This window comes from Paenibacillus sp. FSL H7-0943 (genome assembly GCF_037963265.1).
GTDB classification, from domain to species: Bacteria; Bacillota; Bacilli; order Paenibacillales; family Paenibacillaceae; genus Paenibacillus_AQ; species Paenibacillus_AQ odorifer.
Map to the genome: position 1 here is coordinate 4,761,663 of NZ_CP150148.1, position 22,250 is coordinate 4,783,912.

Annotated in this window: 18 protein-coding genes and 1 riboswitch; of the genes, 5 read left to right on the forward strand and 13 right to left on the reverse strand. The window is 43.8% G+C overall.

Going from position 1 to position 22,250, the window contains the following annotated elements:
- Positions 1-19: 19 nt before the first annotated feature.
- Positions 20-168, reverse strand: a riboswitch (FMN riboswitch).
- 209 nt (positions 169-377) lie between these two features.
- Entirely contained in the window at positions 378-1,550 is a 1,173-nt protein-coding gene (locus tag NSQ55_RS20910) for a substrate-binding domain-containing protein (RefSeq protein ID WP_076192262.1), read from the forward strand.
- 207 nt (positions 1,551-1,757) lie between these two features.
- On the forward strand, positions 1,758-3,260 hold the full coding sequence (locus tag NSQ55_RS20915; RefSeq protein WP_076308428.1) for an N-acetylmuramoyl-L-alanine amidase family protein: 1,503 nt from the start codon (positions 1,758-1,760) through the stop codon (positions 3,258-3,260).
- A gap of 47 nt (positions 3,261-3,307) precedes the next feature.
- On the opposite strand, the gene NSQ55_RS20920 is transcribed toward NSQ55_RS20915, so the two are convergent.
- The 4 genes from NSQ55_RS20920 to NSQ55_RS20935 all read right to left on the reverse strand — a co-directional run bounded on the left by NSQ55_RS20920 (position 3,308) and on the right by NSQ55_RS20935 (position 6,985).
- Positions 3,308-3,712 (reverse strand): VOC family protein, encoded by a 405-nt coding sequence (locus NSQ55_RS20920; RefSeq protein WP_076306175.1) that lies wholly within the window; start codon positions 3,710-3,712, stop codon positions 3,308-3,310.
- 23 nt (positions 3,713-3,735) lie between these two features.
- Positions 3,736-5,208, reverse strand: a complete 1,473-nt coding sequence (locus NSQ55_RS20925; RefSeq protein WP_339168912.1) for a carboxylesterase/lipase family protein — start codon at positions 5,206-5,208, stop codon at positions 3,736-3,738.
- Between the two features lie 19 nt (positions 5,209-5,227).
- Entirely contained in the window at positions 5,228-6,382 is a 1,155-nt protein-coding gene (locus NSQ55_RS20930) for an AI-2E family transporter (protein WP_339168913.1), read from the reverse strand.
- Between the two features lie 243 nt (positions 6,383-6,625).
- Positions 6,626-6,985 (reverse strand): (2Fe-2S) ferredoxin domain-containing protein, encoded by a 360-nt coding sequence (locus tag NSQ55_RS20935; RefSeq protein WP_076184074.1) that lies wholly within the window; start codon positions 6,983-6,985, stop codon positions 6,626-6,628.
- 149 nt (positions 6,986-7,134) lie between these two features.
- Between NSQ55_RS20935 and NSQ55_RS20940 the strand changes: the two genes are divergently transcribed.
- From NSQ55_RS20940 to NSQ55_RS20950, 3 genes are all read left to right on the forward strand, one after another.
- Positions 7,135-8,721 carry an AraC family transcriptional regulator gene (locus NSQ55_RS20940; protein ID WP_339168915.1) on the forward strand — a complete coding sequence of 529 codons (1,587 nt, stop codon included), beginning with the start codon at positions 7,135-7,137 and terminating at the stop codon, positions 8,719-8,721.
- Positions 8,722-8,824: 103 nt separating this feature from the next.
- A complete protein-coding gene (locus NSQ55_RS20945) occupies positions 8,825-9,841 on the forward strand; it encodes an ABC transporter substrate-binding protein (RefSeq protein WP_339168917.1) in 1,017 nt (338 codons plus the stop codon).
- 142 nt (positions 9,842-9,983) lie between these two features.
- On the forward strand, positions 9,984-10,214 hold the full coding sequence (locus tag NSQ55_RS20950) for a hypothetical protein (protein WP_076220622.1): 231 nt from the start codon (positions 9,984-9,986) through the stop codon (positions 10,212-10,214).
- A gap of 6 nt (positions 10,215-10,220) precedes the next feature.
- Here the strand turns inward: NSQ55_RS20950 and NSQ55_RS20955 are convergent, their stop codons facing one another.
- From NSQ55_RS20955 to NSQ55_RS20995, 9 genes are all read right to left on the reverse strand, one after another.
- Entirely contained in the window at positions 10,221-11,318 is a 1,098-nt protein-coding gene (locus NSQ55_RS20955) for a GerAB/ArcD/ProY family transporter (protein WP_339168920.1), read from the reverse strand.
- Positions 11,319-11,355: 37 nt separating this feature from the next.
- Positions 11,356-12,561 (reverse strand): Ger(x)C family spore germination protein, encoded by a 1,206-nt coding sequence (locus NSQ55_RS20960; RefSeq protein ID WP_339168922.1) that lies wholly within the window; start codon positions 12,559-12,561, stop codon positions 11,356-11,358.
- Positions 12,558-14,072, reverse strand: coding sequence for a spore germination protein (locus tag NSQ55_RS20965; RefSeq protein ID WP_139329852.1), 1,515 nt, complete (start codon positions 14,070-14,072; stop codon positions 12,558-12,560). The genes NSQ55_RS20960 and NSQ55_RS20965 overlap by 4 nt, the downstream gene beginning before the upstream one ends.
- 156 nt (positions 14,073-14,228) lie before the next feature.
- A complete protein-coding gene (locus NSQ55_RS20970) occupies positions 14,229-15,257 on the reverse strand; it encodes an iron-hydroxamate ABC transporter substrate-binding protein (RefSeq protein WP_248548462.1) in 1,029 nt (342 codons plus the stop codon).
- Between the two features lie 132 nt (positions 15,258-15,389).
- Complete coding sequence (locus tag NSQ55_RS20975) at positions 15,390-17,015, reverse strand: helix-turn-helix domain-containing protein (RefSeq protein ID WP_339168925.1); 1,626 nt, start codon at positions 17,013-17,015, stop codon at positions 15,390-15,392.
- A 144-nt stretch (positions 17,016-17,159) separates the two neighbouring features.
- Entirely contained in the window at positions 17,160-18,200 is a 1,041-nt protein-coding gene (locus NSQ55_RS20980) for an NAD(P)/FAD-dependent oxidoreductase (RefSeq protein ID WP_076129508.1), read from the reverse strand.
- A gap of 42 nt (positions 18,201-18,242) precedes the next feature.
- Positions 18,243-19,958, reverse strand: a complete 1,716-nt coding sequence (locus NSQ55_RS20985) for an ABC transporter ATP-binding protein (RefSeq protein WP_076104415.1) — start codon at positions 19,956-19,958, stop codon at positions 18,243-18,245.
- 42 nt (positions 19,959-20,000) lie between these two features.
- Entirely contained in the window at positions 20,001-21,038 is a 1,038-nt protein-coding gene (locus NSQ55_RS20990; protein WP_076129507.1) for an iron ABC transporter permease, read from the reverse strand.
- Positions 21,038-22,096 (reverse strand): iron ABC transporter permease, encoded by a 1,059-nt coding sequence (locus tag NSQ55_RS20995; RefSeq protein WP_076129506.1) that lies wholly within the window; start codon positions 22,094-22,096, stop codon positions 21,038-21,040. Before NSQ55_RS20995 ends, NSQ55_RS20990 begins: the two co-directional genes overlap by 1 nt.
- Between the last annotated feature and the right edge of the window lie 154 nt (positions 22,097-22,250).

A 22,250-nucleotide genomic window follows, 5' to 3' on the forward strand; every position in this document is an offset into this window, starting at 1 on the left:
ACTCCTAGCGTCTTTATCTTATGATCCTCTCCCATCCGGACTTTACCGTCGGCTCTGGATTTACACCAGATCAGTCACTTCTCTGCAAGCAGAACAAGTGAGTCGCGGGCTCAGTTCGCTTTGAACATTACCGCCGGTCGGGAATTTCACCCTACCCCGAGAATCTTGTATTCCGTTGTTTTTTTCACAATCTCAGAATAAACCTCTTCAAGCCATTCGTCCAGTACTTTATGAAAATGTACACATTACTTTCATGTTTCGCAGCATTTTATTACATGTTTGTTCGTAATTGTTCTACTGCTTCATCCAAAAAACTTCTGTATAATGAAATTATGTTGATTTTTCCATAGTTTAGTAATCATGTCGAGGAGGTTGTTATGAAAGAAGCATTCTGGACGAAATTATTGTTCTCCATTTTTGCCGTTGGAGGAATAGCTTTTTTAGGATTCATAGGTGCTATAATTACTGCGCTTTACGGAGGACTGCTGTTTTATACCCCACTTGTGGCGATCTTAGCGATCGTATTAGCCATCTATGTTGTACTCATCATATTTAATGTGTTGTCCCGAAGAACAAGCAATATTGTATTGTTATCTATCCTCGGACTTAGTCTGCTCGCGACCGCAGGATATGAGATCAAGCAAGCGTACGTCAACAGAATTGCCACTGTCGATGATCGGGAGGTTAATCTGCTACAGTATGAACCCTTTGCTGAGAAGACCAAAGCAGTGAATCTGGACGAGCCTTCTTCCTATCATATCGATAGCGATCTTCCAAGATTGGACGGCGCAACCGCACTTTATCCACTGTATTCAGCTTTCGTTCAATCTACTTATCCTGAGGGTTATTATAATCCGTATGATTTTCAAGCAAGTCAAGTAATTTGCAGCAGCACGCCTGAAGCTTACAAGAGATTAATTGAAGGAGAAACCGATATTATATTTGTAGCGGCTCCGTCAATTGCACAACAAAAAGAAGCTAAAAGAAAAGGTGTCGAACTGAAGCTTACGCCGATCGGCCGCGAGGCCTTCGTATTTTTTGTAAACAAACGAAACGACGTAACCGGACTTTCCACCGCTCAACTTAAAGATATTTACGCAGGCAAGGTCACAAATTGGAAAGATGTAGGCGGAGCTAATAACCGAATCCGTGCTTTTCAACGACCTGAAGATAGCGGAAGCCAAACGATGTTGCAAAAGTTTATGAAGGACACTCCACTCATGAAGCCGCCTCAAGAAGACGTAGCGGATATTATGAGCGGTATCATTCAACAAACCTCCAGCTATCGCAACTATAAAAATGCACTGGGCTACAGCTTCTTATTTTACGCCTCAGAAATGAATCGAAACGGGGAAATAGCCCTGCTGGCCATCGATGGTATTCAACCAGACAAGGAAAGTATTCGTAGTGGACAGTACCCTTTGGCAACAGAATTTTATGCAGTGACCGCGGGAAGCGACAACCCTAATATTCAGCCCTTTCTGGATTGGATTCAATCTGCTCAAGGTCAGAAATTGGTAGAGAAAACAGGTTATACATCGTTAAAATAAAATCTCTCTAGCAAATGAGAGCTATCCCAAATGTTTGGGAAGGCTCTTTTTCTATTTTTATACCGAAAATTTTCCTTTTTATCTGTTGTAGAGCGCAACTTTTGGAAACTATTGTCGTTTATACTTTATACGAGCCTTAAACGGCATCAAAGGAAGAAAAAGTAAGAATTGCTAGAGACCAATAAACGGGGATGGTAGGGATTGCAGATGAAAAAGTTTGGTTTTTTGGCGTTACTGCTGCTTTTGTTGGTGCTGGTTCATCCAGGAACTGGTTATGCCGGCTCTGCGGAAACACACATCAACCTAGACGGCAACGATCTTAAGATTTCAAAAGAAGCACAGGTACAAATTGTAAATGGCAGTGTAATGGTTCCTCTTCGTGTTGTTGCGGAACAGCTTGGTTATACCGTGAAATGGGATAATGTGACCAAGACGGCGATCATTGAGCAAAAGGGAACTACTTTAAAGCTGATCGTGGATAATACGATGGCAGAAGCTTCAGGGAAACAAGTCAAACTGGACAATCCTCCGTTTCTCAGTGGCAGCACAACCCTTGTTCCTTTAAGATTTGTTGGGGAACAGACAGGAACTACTGTCGGTTGGGACAATGTAACCAAAACCGTATATTTAACCTCTCCAGTACCTGAGATTGGGGGAAGCGATCCGGAAATTACGGTTCCACAACCCACTCCAACAGCACCTTCAGACAACGGATCAAACGGGAATACAGCAACTGAAGGGAATAGCTCAGTAGCTACAGTCACCAATCTTAGCTTCATCGATAACCAGCTGGTTATTGCAGTGAACGGCAGTATAAAACCTACCGTGTTCACTATGACAGACAAAGACCGAATTGTCGTGGATTTACCGAATACTGGCTTTGGAACCGACTTCCATCAGAATCTGTCCGTAGGAAAGAACCAAAGCGGACAGTTAACGGTTACTGACTATCCTAATGTCTCTGCCGTTCGCTATTCATTGTTCAGCAGTTCCCCATCTACCATTCGGATCGTCATTGATCTAAACAGCGCTAATAGCTACAGTCTGATAAATGCTAATGATGGACTTATTATTGTGGATCTTAATGGGACTAGCGTTACGCTTCCTGAAACCACCTTACCAGAAGTACCGGTTACAACTCCTCCACCTTCTACCGGCAACACAGACAAGAAGATAATCGTCATCGATGCAGGACATGGTGGGAAAGATCCAGGGAGTTCAAGTGTTAACAAGCTTAAAGAGAAAGATTTCACCTTGCCGACAGCACTGAAAATTGCAGAATTACTAAAGAAAGAACCAAATATCGAGGTTATACTCACGCGCAGTGGCGATACATACCCAACTCTACAGGACAGATCTAACCTCGCCAACAATGTAAAAGCCGATCTATTTATCTCTGTTCATGCCAATAGTATTCCGGCGGGCAGTAAAAGTAACCCTAGTGGCACAGAGACCTATTACACACGCAATGATAGCTTATTATTCGCTCAAACCGTTCACAAATACCTCGCAGTTGCTACAGGACTGCAGGACCGAGGGGTTCGTCAAGCAAACTATCATGTAACAAGAGAAACCAAAATGCCAGCAATATTATTAGAATGTGGTTACTTAAGCAATACCAAGGATGAAGCATTGCTGTTTACCCCGGACATCCAAAATAAAATAGCCGAAGCAGTAGTTTTAGGAATCAAAGAATATTTAGGTCGTTAAAAAAATGGGTGTCCCATTAGCCGTTTAGGCTGATAGGACACCCATCTTTATTCGGTAGCAGTGTTCCAAACACTCATTCGTTCCCGCAGATTCGAGGTATGCAGCTCCAGCTGTATACCATCTGGATCTAGAAAATTGACCGTCCAGCCTATTCCCCGTTTGATCGGCCCTCTAATTATGGGCACATTCTGGGTTTGCAATCCTTGGACGGCTTCTTCAAAATGTTCCTCTGCAATACTAAAAGCGATATGGTCTATCCCAACCACATTATTTGCAATCGCCATATAATCAGGCTTTTCAAGAAGACATATCCAGGCACTTCCCCATTCCAGATAAGCATCAGTTTTACCTCTATGAACTAGCTGAAGGCCCAGAATTCCTGTGTAGAAATTCAGGGAATTTGCTAAATTACTGACATTTACGGTCACATGGTTAAAGCCTTCTACCTGCATCTTTATTCAGCCTCTCTATCTTCTTAAGCCAGCATAGTGACAATTCTTTTGCGTTTCTCTGATTCAGGATCATAAGCTACATGCGTATCTTCATCAAAGATCAAGGTAGCCCGTTCCTCCAGATTATATTTCGGCCATAACCTCGCAGCTGTAGCCGGATTTCCTTGATGAGCGAAAGCAATCCAAGCGTCATGCATAACTTCAGCCAACTTCTGCATCGTTGGATTAATTTCTGCCCTAAGATGGGTTAGATGAGATAGATTATTAAAGGCATAAACGATTTCTGCACTATGCACAGCTTTATTTAACAAAGGATGACCTGGGATCGTGCCGTCAAAACGGTACATCCAGACAGGTGCATAATTCAATTGGTTTTCCGCCAGAGACACCGAGGTTGCCCAGAAGTAAAGATCCGTTAGAATTTCGGCTTGTCCTTCCCAGGTGGAAGAATAATGGTTAGCAATCTCTTTCAGACTCCCAGTACCCATCATCTGCTCCAGCGCCTTGAGTGATTCGTCAAAGTCTGCCTCAGGTGATTCTTCTCTGAAGAACAAGTTGCCCTCATCACGATTGGTTCCGATCAATAGCGGAATACCATGTGCCGATCCTTCTGCCACAGCCTGTGCAGGTTCTACAGGAAGTGTATCCCCATCAATGACAGGCTGAAATAACATGCCAATTGAGCCACCCGTTAACTTTTTAGTCATTCTTGCGGCTGCATCGATAATTTGTTCAGAAGAAAATGTTTGCAGAAGACTGGCATCTCCATCTGGGGCAATCCCTAATTCAGCTAGCAGTGCAGCTGCAATGTACTTTCCTTGCTCGTTAGGCAGCGTCTGAGCAGCCCCACTTTGCATAATCGCGCCAGCGAACAACCCCTTCGCTGCTGGCATAGCCAAAAGGGCTGCGATACTCATACTCCCTGCTGACTCTCCGAATACAGTTACCCGCTGCGGGTCCCCGCCAAAAGCAGCAATATTCAGTTTTACCCATTCCAGCGCGGCAATTTGATCCAATAATCCTTGATTAGAAGCAAGCCCATGGCCAAATGGAGACAAATTCATGAATCCAAATGGACCCAGCCGATAGTTAATGGTCACTAAAATTACTTTGCCGCGCTCAGCGAAGCTTGTGCCGTCAAACTGCGCCTGACTTCCAGCCCCGGTCACAAACGTCCCCCCGTGAATCCAGAACATAACAGGCAGGGGCTCATCATGAACTGCTGGCGCCCAAATATTTAAATACAGACAATCCTCGGAATGAAGCGGCGTCTTGCCACCGAACCGAGTACCTCTCGTATCCGCTGGCTGATGACTAACTGGACCAAATTCAGAAGCATCTCTAATCCCATCCCAGGCTTCTGGTGGCTGTGGTGCACGAAACCGAAGTTCTCCAACAGGTGGAGCTGCAAAAGGGATCCCGCGCCAAATGTTCACTTCCCCCTCCTGTATTCCCTGAAGCTTACCATAAGAGGTTACTGCTATTGGTGCTCCCATTACATTTCACCCTTCCACATTATTCCTTATTCTCTTCAATCTGTTTATATAAGCCCGATCGAAACCGGAACCATTCAAAAAGATGTGTAAATACCACCTTAAGTACCGCATAACCCGGAACTGCAAGGATAATCCCCAGAATCCCAAACATTTTACCTGCGAATATAATTACAAAAATAATGGTTATCGGATGAATCTTCAACGTCTTGCCCATGATCTGTGGTGAGATGAATTTTCCTTCAATCAGCTGAACAGCCGTCCACACGATAATCATCTTCAGCAGCATAAATGGAGAAGTGACCATCGCCACAATTAGGGCAGGTGTAATCGCGATTGCCGGGCCCAGATAAGGAACAACTGCTGTACAAGCAGCAGCAATAGCCAGAACCAGAGAGTACTCCAAACCAATGATTAAATAACCAATATAGAGCAGCAGACCAATACAGCAGCTGACTATAATTTGCCCGCGTATGTAAGAGGATACCTGACTGTTCATCTCCGACATGACCATACGAGTCTGCGGCTGCAGAGAAGTAGGTACAAACTTCAGAATATAATCCGGCAATTTTTTTCCATCGCGAAGCAAGTAGAACAAAATAAATGGCGTCGTTACAACCGCCAAGACAATCTCTGTAAGGGCTCCTACAAAGCTGCCAACACCCGTCAAGGCATTATTCAGAAAAGAACTGCCCCACGCTGTTATCTTAGATGTTATCTCACTAAGGTTCGTTCCGATACTATCTTGAACTTGCCCAAAGAACTCCGTTCCGGTCAGATCCATAAACCGTTCTTGAATTAATTCACTATACCTTGGGAAATTGTCGATCAAACCTGATAGCTGAGTCCGTATAATTGGAATGACCATAAACAAAACCAGCGTGATGATACCAGCAATCAACAAATATAGGATGATTATTGCATATACACGTTTTATTCGGGATCTTTTCTCCATCCGATCTACCAACGGATTCAGCAAATAATAAGCTATACCTGCCAGTAATAATGGTGCGGCCACGGTGTGCAGCAATACTGATATCGGCTTAAAAATAAACGGTATTTTGGAGAATACCAGAATATTAATTCCAACCAGCAGCATAATGAGCAGCACTACTACAAATTTATTATTCAGAAAAAATCTTTTGAACTTCTCTGGCCACACCTGCAGCCTCTCCATCGTACCCTCTCCCCTATAAACCATCATATATTCTGTGTTATTTCATTCACTTTTTAATAGCATAGTCAACGTTAGCCCTGCAAGTCAAATTTGATTCCCTTAATTAAGCACACAGTCCTATTACGAGTCTGGTCATGATCCGATTCAATCATAATCCTCCCCTGTTTATAAATAAATAACCCTGCACGAGATATTCCTCTGTACAGGGTTAGAACCGCAACTAAAAGGTACTCCCAAGCCTTGCTATTTTTTCTTTTTCCCTTTAGCGTCCTTTTCATTTGAAGCAATCAATTGTCCATCATAGGTGTATAACACGTGATCTTCAAGCTTCTCCCCCTGCAAATGTTTCCGCACTAATGATTTCGCCAGCTTAGGTGTAATCTCTTTGTACCACACACCTTCGGGATAAGCGATCACCACACAAGCATCTGAACATCTTCCATTACAACGGGTCACAGTCGTATGTATAAGACTTTGTGCGCCCTGCTTCTCAATCTCATCTTCTATCGCTTCAGCTACCTCTTCACCTTTGTGTTTCTTGCAGCTGCTACCGTTACATATTAATAAGTGACTTACAGTTCCTTGTAAATTCCAGGTCGTCATGGATGACTTCAACCCCTTCTTATCAGCTAACCCTATTCCGTTCGTGGATTATTTTAAACACTATCATAAGCATCATTATAGTCAATAGTAAGAAAGACTGTTATACTATAAATGAGAATGATTATCAATGAAAAGAAGGGGATTACTACATGCAGATCCAATCCGACGGGATGCCTTATTCATCCCATCCTTTTTATATGCCCCTTCGGGTCATCAGCTTATCGGGAATAACCAACTACACAGCCTCAAACATTTCTTCTACTAATTCCAGCCTTATGATGATCTGGGATGGGAAAGGTTTTCTTGAAATAGACGGTAAGCTACACAAGGTCATGGCCGGAAGCTTAATAGCCCTTAGTAGTTCTTCTTTATTGAAGATGGAACCTGAATTACAGTTAAAGGGGATATGGATGGAGTATTCCTGTATACCCCAGAGTAAAGATGAGGACATTTTTATAAATGACAACTCCCCTGTCCACCATGCCTCTACACGTTTGACAGCCTTGGCAGGTGAGCTTTACAGTGCTTGGATAGACGCTGATAAGCAAAAGCCGTTTAGGGTCCAGCAGCTATTCACCCAGTTCCTAGTGGAGCTTCATAGTGAACTGACATCCCGTAAAGAAAGATCAAGCAGTTGGATGGAGCAAGTGACGGAGTATATAGAAGCTCATTACAATGAAGATATCACACGGGATCAAATGGCTGCTTTAGCTGAAGTGAGCCCTGAGCACTTTTCGCGAGCCTTTCGCAAATCAATAGGTCTATCCTTCAGTGCTTATATTACACTATTAAGAATCCGAAAAGCCCAGCAACGAATTCTCACCAGTTCCCCCAATCTGACTACTTTGGCACATGAGGTTGGTTACGAAGAGGGAACTTATTTGAGCCGAAAATTCAAGCAGCTTGTTGGCGTTTCACCTAAAGCCTACCAGAATAAGAATAAACGGGTCGTTGCCTTGAACTATAATCACACCGCTAGCCTGCGAGTACTGGAAATCATGCCTCAACTCGGGGTTTATTCCGAATGGCAGCATAGCTTGGAACAAGTTCCCGCTTCCAAGCAGCTTCAAATGAGCGAAGGTAAATTTTCATTACTCTATGACTCAGTAGCTGCGGTAAAACCAGACGTCATTATCGGCTACAGTCTACCCGACAATAAGATTCTGACTCCTGTTGCTCCGGTTATTGAGCTGCCCTTTATGCAAATGAGTTGGCGAGAGCAATTTGCTCTGATTGCCGAGGTTGTGAATCGACGACAGCGTGCTGAACAATGGTTAAGTCATTATGACAGACTTTGTCTTACCGCCAACGGGTTATTAAACCATGCAATAGGAATGGAGAGAGGTACGGCTATCGTGTGGGAGGTTAGCTCCCGATCCGCCTACTGTTTCAGTAGCAGCTTCGGCAGAGGTTGCCAAATTCTATACGGTGATCTTGGCTTCAAGCCCCCCTCCGTAATTATTGAAAAAGGGATCACAGATTCCGGGTACTTAGAGGCATCCATTGAGGATATCGTATCGTTCCCTGCTGACCATATTATTATCACCAGCATCCCTTCATCATCTGAGGGAAGACAACGTTTTACTCGCCTACTACATTCTAAAGCCTGGAAGCAATTAGATGCAGTACGTAACGGACGGGTATATATTCTGAACCAAGGTGATATGTTCTACGGATTTGACCCACTGTCCTCACAGGCACAGCTTCAAGAATTGCTACGGGTAATGACATCATAAATTTGCATAAGCTGAGATCATATCCGTCCATAGTAAATACCCGGTGAAGCTTGTAAAGTTCTTATTGAGAATGATAATCAATATACATAGGAGGAACAACAAATTGCATAATCCAGGAAAAAATAGCACCAAACAATCCCATTGGCTTCTTTTTCCCCTCATGCTGGCATTAATTCTAGTCGTATCAGCTTGCGGGAATTCCAATAATTCTGTGGGGAATACTGGCAGTAACACCAGCAACACATCATCGGCTACTACAGCACCTACCGAAACTAGTCAACCAACAGAAACTACGGAAACAGCTGCTCTAAAAAAGGTCACTACTATAAATGGTGATATTGAAATTCCTGTTCAACCTAAAAGGATTGTCGCTGAGGAATATCTGGGCAGTCTGATTGCGCTAGATACCATCCCTGTTGGTGCTCCCGGATTAACACTGGAGAATATGTATTTTAAGGAGGCACTTACTGGAGTTGCAGACACTGGAACTTACGGCAAAATGTCACCTGAAAAAATCATCGCACTTAATCCTGATTTGATTATTTCTGGACAAGCTGAAAGCTATGAAGCACTAAGCAAAATTGCTCCAACCATCGTTGTGCCATATGGTGATCTGAAAGATGCTCATGCCGAATTAACCTATTTCGGAGAACTCCTTGGTAAAGAAGAGGAAGCCAAAAGCTGGCTTGCAGATTACGACAAACGGATAGCTGAAGCTAAAGCCAAAGTAGACAAAGTACTCCCTGCAGATGCAACGTTTTCCATCATGGAAGACGGCGGCAAATCCATTTGGGCCTATGGCGATAACTTTGGCCGAGGCGGACAGCCTGTCTATCAGGCGCTGGGTCGCAAGCCCCCTACAGCTGTGGCCGCAGAAATTATGGAGAAGCAATGGGCGGAAATCTCTACAGAGGCACTCGCTAAATACGCAGGAGATTATATTATCTTAACTTCCAATAACCGTACAGAAGCTGATTACAAAGCTGATCCAATCTGGAGTAGCCTACCCGCTGTCAAAAATGGCCATCTCTATGTATGGAAAGAAGAACGGTCCTGGTACTATGATCCAATTGCCGTGTTATCCCAGACCGAAGAGCTGGCTGCTTGGCTTACACAATAAAATGCGCTTAAATTAGAATCCCCTACTGCTTCCAACAACGTTGGAGCTGTAGGGGATTTGTTATTTCTTTTGACTACAAAAACACTCAAGAGGTAATAATACATTTAGCCTAAGATTAATCTAGCAAATGGAGTTGATCATTATGAAATTACTATCACTATATTTCATGCTTGCTTTTATGGGGTTGCTGATGGCAGTAATCATCGACCTTTTATCAGGAGAAACCCTCACCACTTCAATGCGGACGATCTATGACTCCTTTGCAGCTACAAGCATACAGGAATCAATAACTATGCTCGTTTTTATCTCCTTACCTTTTGTTAATACAATTACATCCTCTATCCGAAATAGGAGCAATAAATCCATCAAATAAAATAAACTAACCTATGCTTCCTAATTTTCTGCGGATGTAATGAACGATAAACAAGAGAATAGGTACAGCGGCACAGAAATACGGCAAAATATATTTCAGAAATATCCTTCCTTCGTCCATATGTATCGGATAATTCGCTGAACTAATAAAAGCCCCGAACAAAACAACAATACCAACGGGAACAGCGAGCTTCCTGCTGTCTTGCACCTTGAATAGATCTGCAGTGACTACCATTGCAGCATAGCAATATACTGACATTTTAAAAAATACTCCAATGATTAAGGTTAAGAGCACAAGCGCGTCCAAACGTTGAATGAAATTAGCCAGGTTTACTAACGTTATCGTAGTGAACATCGGAAAATTGGCTCTACTGTAGATTTCTGTTCCTAGAACGGATATTTCGATGGCATGGGTAAAACTGAGTAATAATCCGCATAAAGTCATTGCGATGATTCCGGTTCTTTTTGCTACCTTGGTTTTTTTGATATGAGGTAAAATCGTAGTGAAACATACCATCTCCCCGAACGGAAATAGCCATATATTCAGATAGGCTGATTTTAATGCATTCTTCCAATCCGAGGCCTGTAACGGAAACAAGTTATCTAGTTTTACAAGTCCGGCGGCAATAACCAAAAAGCAACTGGTCAAGCCCAACAATATTATAATCAGCATATAAATCTCAGCTGTCCGCGCAAACACCTCAATCCCCTTGTTTAAGATGTAAATTACCGCAACAACCATCATTGCATAAATGATGAACACGGGTGTTCTGTCGTAAGAAGCAGCTATTAACAACTCACCTGATTCATGCAGATTTCGGGAGCCATTGAAGAGAAGGATTGGAATGTATGTTAAGCTTAACGGCCAGCCTATAACATTGCCCAGTATCTTTCTTGTATACCCGCTAATAATCATGCCCGGATATTGCCGGTATAAATAAACATAAATCAAATACAAAAGAAGTCCACCGGGCAAAGCTAACAGAATAGCAATCCAGACAGCATGGCCACTTTCAAGTCCAATCGGTACCACAAGGGCCGTTCCCAATTCAAACAAAAAAATCAAAGCAAATAATTGACTCGCGCTGATGGTTTCTTTTTTCATAAAGTGGCCTTCTCCCACCTTTCTCAACTAAACCCTGTCATTTTTCCTTTAACAATTGCGGCTCTAATCTCATTCCTACACTGCGAATATATGCCTCCACAGAAACGTCGACTTCCGCTTCCGCGAACACTGACTCCCAATCGTCCTTAACAGTCTCCCATGCTTTTGGATTTGTGCGCTTCAGTTCATTCCCAAAATTGAAAATATCGCATTTCATAGTTTGAGCAGCCTGTAAGGCTTGGGTTATTTCCTGTTTAGTTTTAAGAGCCACTTGTTGTTCCAATTGAACGATTACCTCTCTATCACTTAGCTCAATATAACTCTGAGTCTCATTAAGTGTCCCCTCTTCCACAACATTCACATGAATGACGGGTATTTTATTGCGGAGTTCAATCTTAATTTTTGTTTTTGAATAATTAATGTTCACAGCTATCGAATCTTTAGCCTCATCTGAATCTACATTAATACTGGTTTCATTAATCTCGTTCTGTACCCACAGTGCCCCCCGGGCAAGAGGTCCATCCAGCCATCCCTGAAGAACCCCTTTTTTCAATACGCTTAGCCCGCTCATTGTGACAAGTGCTTTTACTTGAGTTTGCTCCATCCCGGATTTTTTAGTTCCTTCTTCAGCGTCTCCAAGAATTCTGGCTCCGGATATCACCACTGACCCTTCCCCACTGATACCATTAATTAGCTCAAAAACATTGATATCCCGGCTTTCTCCATATATTCTAGCGGTATTTTTACTCTTTTTAATAATCCCAATTGCAGGCAGGCTTTCTACGGGAAGCAATAGTTTCAGAATAGAGGATGCTTCCGTATCTCTGGCTACAATAACATTCGTGTTGAGCCGCAGCTCATGGGACCTTTCAAAGATGTCAAAAATCCCATCAATACCGCTCTTCACTGTAGATTCGCCTAAAACTAATAGCTGCGTGTGTGCAAAAAACATCTGTCTTGCCGCCTTTTTTGAAGTCTTGCGAAAAGCACCAAAGATCGTACGGTCCGTAGAAGAATAAATAGTGACCGTGGGTTGTCCGGTGCTAGCTCCTGCACTTGTGGCTGTTGAGGATGGATTCACAATCTGAAAAGTAACATGATATTCCTCTTTATTCGGCACTTTATCCACACCTATACCGGTCACAATGCCTAAATTGTTTAACTCCCGACTGTTCCAGCAGCTTGTCAGCAACATTAAGCAGCATATACAAATAAATGAACGCATCATCCATCCGACCTTCATTTGCCACTCCCCGGCTTTCCATCATTCACCTTAAGTCGAGTATTATTTTTTTGGCTAATAAGACGCGGCCGAGTTTTCATATATTTCAAGGGCACACGCAAGATCGCGTCCTTCTGATTCTCAGCGATAAAAGGACCAAACGGAGACATATATGGAAAACCCAACGATTTCAAGCTGCACATATGAGCAACCAAAATAAAAGTAAAGATCGTTATTCCATAAAGCCCCATAAAGGCTGCGATAAACATAATGATGAAACGCAAGATGCGTATGGAAAGAGCCATATTAAAAGCAGGAGTAGCAAAGCTGGATATTCCTGTAAGTGAAACTACAATAACCATTGCAGGAGAGACAATACCGGCTTGTACGGCTGCCTGTCCTAACACTAAGCCCCCAATGATCGATACAGTTTGACCTATAGGGGATGGCATACGAATTCCTGCTTCACGTATAATCTCAAAAGTAAATTCCATCAGCATAGCCTCAATAAAAGCCGGAAATGGAACCCCCTCCCTTTGCGAAGCAAAGTTAATAAGTAGGGCTGTTGGGATCATTTCTTGATGAAAATTTAGAATCGCAATAAAGAGTGCTGGGCCAAATAACGAAATAACAAGGCAAATAAATCTCAATAATCGGATCAAAGTCGTAATATCATAACGCTGGTAATAATCTTCTACGGCATGTAAAAACATAAAAAAGGTTGTAGGTGCAATCAGCACAAACGGGGTCCCGTCCACAAAAATAGCAACTCGTCCTTCTAAAAGATTTCCTGCAACACTGTCAGGACGTTCCGTATTATATAATGTTGGGAATGGGGAAAAGGGAGTGTCTTCTAAAAATTGCTCAATGTATCCAGATTCCAGAATCCCGTCTATATCAATGCTTTGCAGCTTAGTTCTGAGCTCCTGTAAGGTATTATCATTGACGATTCCATGAATATACATAATAGATACATTCGTTTGCGTGACGTCACCTATCTTCATCGACTCTACCCAGAGATTAGGGCTTTTTATTTTCCTGCGCACTAGAGAGATATTCGTCCCAATAGATTCTGTGAAACCTTCCTTGGAGCCACGAATGGCTACTTGAGTTGTAGCGTCCGATACCGTTCTAACCTCACCGCCGCTTGTATTCCCTCTGATAGCTTCCCTTATCCCGTTGACCCAAAGAATGGTATCTCCAGAGAATAAAGCCTCAAAAAGCACATCCCAATCTTCAAGCGTCTGTTCTTCTCCGATTCCTCTCGCCACTTCTTTCATATACAAAAAGATATCTTCAGCGGATTTTACCACCGGGTGTTCTTCACTTAGTTTATCAAACGACATCGCATGCTCCACAAACTCGTTGACCCTCAATTTTTCTATTAATCCCTCAATATATACGGCAGCTACCTCAACCTGTGTGGTTATGGATTTAATTCTACGAATAACAATATCAGGGCTATGGCCAAGCCTTTCTTGAAGCTCTTTAAGATTATCGTCCAAAATAGTAGAGTTAAAGGGATCCATCATTAACACCTCCTGCTCATACTATTTGTTCTACACCGCTTTTTTATGCAACAAATGGAATCTATAACCTCGCTTAACTTGGAATATGAACACGCAAAAGGGATGTCCTTGAGCTACTATAGCTCCGTGAACATCCCCTTATACTCTTTTGAAATTAACTTATTGAAGAGACTTCAGCAACGTAACTATCTCATCCAGTTGCTTGTCCAGCGCATAAGCATCGGAGAGATAATACGTTTTAAGATCGTAGGTGAATACATGACCCGCCTTAACAGCAGGTAGGCTTTGCCAGAAGACACTGTCCAGAATGTCCAGCTTATCCTGCTCCACACCACGGCTGAAGCCTTGGAAGATATAATCAGCTTCTCCTAAGTACTCGGGCAACGCTTCGAGTGAGAGGGAAGCCCAGCCTTCTTTAAAGGCTGCCTCTTGGACAAGATCAGGTGCATGCAGCCCCAATCCGTTATATATAATCTCTCCACCACGCCCATATGACGAACCATATAAATACAGCTCTTTACCGGCAATTTCAAAGATCGCCACCTTTTTGTCAGCTGCGATCAGATCAGACAATTCCGCTTTCTTCGCTTCCAGCTTCTGATTGAAATCCTCCACCCACTTTACAGCCTGCTGCTCCTTGTTCAAGATTTTCCCGATTTCGATCAATCGTTCCTTATAGTCGTATTTGCCCCAAGGAATAAAGACCGTTGGAGCAATCTTGGAGATTTGCTCATAGGTATCTTCCTGATAAGTGATAATCAAGTCCGGTTCGAGACTCGTTATTTTCTCCAGGGACACCGTCATGTCATCGCCTACAACTTCTACACCTGTCAGCGCCTCTTTGAAATATGGATGGTTCAGGATGTCATTCCCGGCAACGGCAATGGGCGTCACGCCAAGCGTCAGAAGATCACCAATAAAGTCTTGTACCGGGATCACAACTCTTTGTGGATTGCGCGGGATCTGCACCGGGCCTTTATCGCTTTCGTATGTCCAGTATTCTGCATCAGCAGCCGGCTCAGAGCTGGCAACTACAGAATCATTATTAGTGCTTTTAGCCACTTCAGCCGACGTGCTAGCTGGAGCATTCCCTTGATTAGCTGCTTGTCCACATGCGCTCAACAGCAGCACCAGCGTAAGCATAACGGCTATCATGCTTGTTTTTCCTAACGATATTATTTTGTACAATGTAAATCCCCCTTGAGACTTTATATTATCATGATATTGATAATCAATATCATTTAGATCTTTATTTAATATACCGTCTCCGCGGGAAAACATATATACACGCTAATACATCAATTTTGTTATGGACGATTGTCAGCTTAAATTATGGCCGGTTAACAAATCTGTCTGTATCTCCAATTGGCGTTCGAGCGCAAGCCCTTCGCTGCCCCAAAATTCCTCAAGCTTCAGGTAATATATGCGTCCATTCCTGAATGCTGGAAGATTGCGCCAAACCGCACTTTTACTAATCCGTTTACGCGTCTTCGACATCCAGTCCTCTTGTCCTGATACGACCACAAACATATGGTCAGCCGCATATATTGGCATTTCCGACAGTGAGATGCATAAATGATCATTCCGCTCCAGAACATCTGACCTTACCTTGTCCGGTGGAGTTAACCCCAGCATTGGATACAGATTGTACACCCCTCGGGCTGTATGATTCCAGATATAAATACTGTTATCTTGCCTAATCTCATACACCGCTACCGTTTCACCAGATTCAATTAGTGAGGACAAGCGCTGCTTGGACAAATCTATTTTCAAATGATAGTGCCTTATCCATGCCTCTGCCCGCTCCTCTTCACCCAGCAGTCTGCCGAACAAACGAATCTGTTCCAGGCGGTCCATTTTATCACACTCTACCGTAACTAGTGGCCCCAACTTCTCCATGCATTTAAGCTGACGGGGGCTCAGATAGGTTGGTGCAATAACTAAATCGGCTTCCAGCCCAGGCCATTCCGCTTCCTCCGGACATCCCTGCAGCTCAAATGATCGTACACCCGCCAGTTCCGGCAGCAAAAGCAAGGAGTAATTCATCACATCTTCTTCAACTGCGACAGGCTTCACACCCAGCGCAAGTAAATCCCCTAAAAATTGCAACGCTACTATCCGCTTCGGTTTGGGACGCAAACGGAACTCTGTTGGGGTCATCCCGGTGACTTGCTTGAATTTGCGGCTCAGATATAGTCCATCTGTATAGCCTACTTTTTGCGAAATTTCCTGTATGGTTGCTTTGCTGGACATCAAGTGTTTTTTCGCTTTATTTACTCTTAAATGAGCTACATATTCGGTGAAGCTCCAACCCGTCTGCTTGCGGAACCATACTGAGAAATAACGAGGATTGAAGCCCATTATTCGAGACATCATCTCCCGCGTAATCTCCCTTTGGAAATTCTGGTGGATATAAGAGAGCATTCTGAAATATGAACTATCCGTAATGTCTGCTTCAGCGTCAGCCTCTACGACAAGTTGATGTAGCTGATACAGCAAGGATTGAATTCTATCTGCCTGTGCTTCTAAATTATTGGCAGCAACGTCTTCCAATTCGCTGAATAAGCGGGTTATTTTATTCGTCGTACGTATAGGTAAAATCCCATTGACCGGAAAAATTTCACGGCAAAGTCCATAGACCAATTCTTGCTCCGTGCTATTGCTTAGCCCATATACCTCATAGGAAATTGCTAGAACAGAGATAACAGTCTCTAATGGAGCATTAATTTGATATGTCGCACCTGCGCTTAGAAAAAGAATTTCACCATTTTTAAGAGATACTGTCTCTCCTTCTATGGTTATTTGAATGATAGCTTCTATTGGTGTCAGGAAGAGTGGGGACTGGGCAATTTGGGGTTTACTGATGTGACCGCCGCCGCATTGGCGTTTCCCTACCTCTTTTAACAGATAAATTCTATGAACCGGGTTATTATTTGATAGCTTCATTCCTGCTCCCTTCCAGACTGCTAGACTTAATAACCCATAAAATATAAAGCAAGCGTATAAGGTTTCTCTCCGCTCGAAATGGATAAGATCCCCTATACGCCTTATATAAAACTTCAGATTTTATGGTTTGAGAAGCCTCTATCCTTAGTGGTCGTCAACGACTCCAAGCGCTTTATTCTTCTCTTTGAACCGTTCATTGTGAGAAGATACGTAAGCGACTTTGGCCGCGGTTGGGTCTATGTACAGCTTAGCGCTATTAAGCGCCAGAGCCGCATCAGTGAAAGTACCTGCGATCAAACGAACCTTGCTTGCATAATCCACAAAGTCACCTGCTGCAAATATACCCGGAAGATTGGTCTCCAGCTTATCGGTTACATTCGCACACCACTCGCCCATATCAAGACCCCATTCTTTTAACGGACCAAAATCGCTTTTCAGACCATGATTCACAATGACAGCATCCACTTCAAACTGCTCTGTTTCACCTGTCTCTATATGACTGATCGTAACCTGATCTATCGTTTCACCATTACTGCTGTGTAATTGGCTTACTGCATATGGCGCACGGACATTGACTGAGGATTCCTTCATCCGTACAATGTTTTTCTCATGCCCGCCAAACTGTTCACGACGATGTGCAATCGTCACACTTGCAGCGATAGGCTCCAATTCATTCGCCCAATCTACTGCGGAGTTGCCTCCACCGGAGATTAGCACTCTTTTACCGCGGAACGGCTCCAGCTCTTGAACGGTATAATGAAGATTTGTCACCTCATAACGATCTGCACCTTCAATTTCAAGCTTTGCCATCTGCAGAATTCCGTAACCAATGGCCAAAATGACTGTGCGGGTCCAATGTTGTTCCCCAGTAGAAGAGGTCAGGATGTACGTTCCATCCTCTTGTCTCTCTTGATTCATAATTTGCTGACCCAGCACAATAGTCGGATCGAAGGTTTGAGCCTGCTCCTTGAGCTGACCGATTAGTTGATGACAAAGAGTTGGGGTTACGCCTCCTACATCCCAGATCATTTTTTCGGGATAAATAAGCATTCTTCCTCCGAGCTCATCCTTCGCTTCAATTAACTTTGTCTTCAAGTCTCTCATTCCGCTATAAAAAGCTGTATACATCCCAGCAGGTCCGCCACCAATAATGGTTACATCGTATAATTCCAGTTGTTTATTCATTGTGTCCCTCCAAAATTATATTCTAGTGATCCCTTCAGCTACTTAAGCTCCAAACTGCGCTTCATGCAATCGGCTGTAAATTCCGGCAGTCTGCAGCAGTTCCTCATGCTTACCTTGTTCTGCGATGCCACCTTCCGCAACGACAACAATCCGGTCCGCATTTCTGATCGTTGCAAGGCGATGAGCAATAACAAGTGTTGTGCGTCCCTCAGACAACTCTGCGAGCGCCTCTTGTATAGCGGACTCCGTTTCAGTATCCAGTGCAGATGTAGCTTCGTCCAGAATGAGAATCGTCGGATTCTTCAAGAACATCCGGGCGATGGACAACCTCTGCTTCTGACCGCCAGAAAGCTTGACGCCTCTCTCTCCGATCATTGTATCCAGCCCGGCGGGCTGAGATTTAATCAGTTCTTCCAGCTGAGCGCGCCCTGCAGCCTCCCAGATTTCTTCATCGGAAGCTCCCAATCTGCCGTAAGCAATGTTCTCACGGATAGTTCCGTCAAACAGGAATACATCTTGTTGTACAATCCCGATATGGGAACGAAGTGATTCCAACGTCATGGAGCGAATATCTATTCCATCAATAGAGATGTTGCCTTCGCTTACATCGTAAAAGCGTGGCAGCAAGCTGCAAAGTGTTGTCTTACCAGCACCGGATGGACCCACAAGCGCAACGGTCTCTCCTGCTGAAATCGATAAGTTCACATTGGTTAACACCTTTTCTTTATCACTATAAGCAAAAGCTACATCCTGGAAGGTTATATTCCCTGACAGATGAGACACTGGCTTAGCGTCTTTTGCGTCATCAACATCCGGCTCCGTCTCCAGCAGTTCAAGATAACGTTTGAAACCAGCGATCCCTTTAGGATAGGTCTCAATGACCGAATTAATCTGTTGCAAAGGTCCTAAGAAGACATTAGACAACATCACAAAGGCAATAAATTCACCGTAGGTCATCTGCTTCTGGATTACAAAATAGGTTCCGCACACAAGAACGAATAACGAGACCAGCTTCATGAGCACAAAGCTAAAGGATGAATTCCAAGCCATAATTCGGTAGGTCATTAGCTTCGTAATACGGAAGCGTTCGTTATTAACTGCAAAGCGGGAAATTTCATGATTCTCATTAGCAAAAGCTTGCACAACACGAATCCCGCTTACATTGTTCTCTACGCGTGCGTTATAGTCAGCAATGTCCGCGAACATGATGTGGAACGCTTTTGACATTTTGCGACTGAAGTACATGGATAAATAAATCATCAGCGGGACAATTACAAAGGTCAGAATAGCTAATTGCCAATTAATGCTAAGCATGATACCGAATACACCCAGCAGCGTCATCACTGCTATGAATAAATCTTCAGGACCATGGTGGGCAATCTCACCGATGTCCATCAGATCATTTGTCATCCGTGAGACCAAATGGCCTGTTTTATTATTATCGAAGAAGTTGAAAGAGAGCTTCTGTACACGATCAAACAGCTTTTTTCTCATATCCGACTCGATATTAATCCCCAGCTTATGCCCCCAATAAGTGACGACAAAATGCATAAAGGCGCTGACGATATAGATCCCCAGCAAACCGAGGCAAGAATAGAGAATCCATTTCCAATTCCCACTTGGCAGCATATCATCCACTACCCGGTTAACAGCCAGCGGGAAGACTAGTTCCAGCAGTGCAGCAGCAATAGCACAGGAGAAGTCAAGAATAAACAATCCCTTATAGGGTCTATAGTAAGCAAAAAAACGACGCAACATTGTAAAAATTCGCTCCTTCCGGTGAGTGACCATCTTCTTTCATCAAGATTTAGTACGGGCTAGCAAATACAAAAAGTATGGCGCTCCAATTACAGCAACAACGATTCCAGTGGGGATCTCAGATGGCTGTAAGATCCAGCGTCCAATGGTATCCGCTATAATGACTAGCAGTGAGCCGAGCAGCGCTGAGGTTGGCAGCATGAGCTGATGTTTGGGTCCAACTAGTCGTCTCGCCAAATGGGGGCCGACAAGTCCGACAAAGCCAATCCCGCCACTCACAGCAACACTTGCCGCAGCTAGACCAACCGCAGCCGCAAGAAGCCGGAATTGTTCTTTGGTTACAGCAGCCCCAAGTCCTACGGCTGTCTGTTCACCCAAATTAAGGACGTTCATTACCCTTGCTTTATAGATGACATACGGCACGAGAATTACGATCCATGGTAGTAATGAAAGTACAAACTTCCAGCTTGTGCCCCAAATACTCCCGGCAAGCCAAGTAGCCACAAACTGATACTTCTCCGGATCCAGCCGAAGAGTCAGCACGATCATCGCTGCACTCATTCCAGCTGCAACCGCTACACCGGTCAGCAACAGGCGCATGGGTTTTATTCCTTCATGCCGTTTATAAGCTAAGACATAAATCAAGGCAGCAGTAATTGCCGCACCAACAAACGCTACCATAGGCAGCAGATACACCGGAGCCGCGGTTGCCGTTGGATAAAAAGAAATTAACAGCATAACCATAATTCCTGCGCCAGCGTTAATCCCTAAGATGCCGGGGTCGGCCAAAGCATTACGAAAGACGCCCTGCATCACAGCTCCGGATACAGCCAAACCTGCGCCTATCAGAACGGAGATCACAATACGCGGTAACCGAAATTGAAACAAGATTAACTCTTGCTTATCCGTCCCTTTACCGAATAACGTATTAAGCAGCTCCATAGGTGTCAAACGTATGTATCCTGTATTCATACTAATAATAAAAGCAATAACAATCAGTACAGCTAAAATAATCATTATAACTAAGCCACGTTTATTTTTGGCGGCTTGGAAGGAATCGAATGAAGTTTTCTCTATCATTACAGTTCCCTCCTTTCTTTACGTGCAAGATAAAGGAAGAACGGTACACCGATCAGTGCAATAATGGCTCCCAGCGGCGTTTCATTAGGGGGATTAATCATCCGCGCTGTTAAATCTGCAAATACTGCAAGCAGACTGCCGAGAATAGCTGAACATGGAATGATCCATCTGTAATCCACACCTACAAAAAAACGGGTCAAATGGGGAATAATTAGTCCAATGAACCCAACGGCTCCTACTACGGCAACTGATGATCCAGCCAGAATCAATACAATTAAAGTCCCTGCCAGCTTAACAAGCCCTGTGCGCTGGCCTAGCCCTTTAGCAACATCGTCACCTAGGCTGAGCATTGTAATCGACCGGGATAATACCATAGCTCCTATTAACGCCGCTCCTATCCAAGGGAACATGACTTTAAGCTGAATCCATTTCGTCCCAGCCACGCCTCCCGCATACCAGAAAGCCAAATCTTGCCCAATGTGAAAATATAAAGCAACCCCTTCACTCAGCGCTGACAGCAGTGCACTAAAAGCAGCACCCGCCAGCACCAGACGAGCAGGAGTCAGCCCTCCCTTGGCCAATGATCCGACCCCATACACAACCCCAGCCCCTACTCCGGCACCAACGAAGGAATATAGGATCAAATACATAAACGATAAATTCGGGAAAAATGCAAAACAAAGCGCCAGCGCAAATCCTGCGCCTGAGTTAATGCCCATCAAACCTGAATCTGCGAGTGGATTTCGGGTCATCCCCTGCATAATGGCACCCGCAACTGCAAAGCTTGCCCCTATCATGGCCCCGCCAAGTACACGGGGTAATCGTAATTCTCTAATAATCTGATGATCCATGATCTCCGGATTAAAGTGAAACACGGCTGCCCACACCACAGAAAGCTTAATATCAGCCGCTCCGAAGGAGACTGAAACAGCGATACCTAGTGCTAATAGTACCAGACCGCCAACCAAGATTAACGTGGCAGCCCAAGGACGTGAACGGAACTCTTGTATGGCTGACCCTTTATTAGGTCTAATCTTGGAAGATATCTGTTGATTCATGAATGCCACCCTATTTCTATGAAATTGATTCTCATTATCACTATGCTATTGTAAATGAGCCTTCCTAGGTTTGGCAATAGATAGATTTAATAGGAGGCATTTATTTTATTGCATTGACAGGAAATCTAGGATTTGATAAAGTTCAAATTGAAAA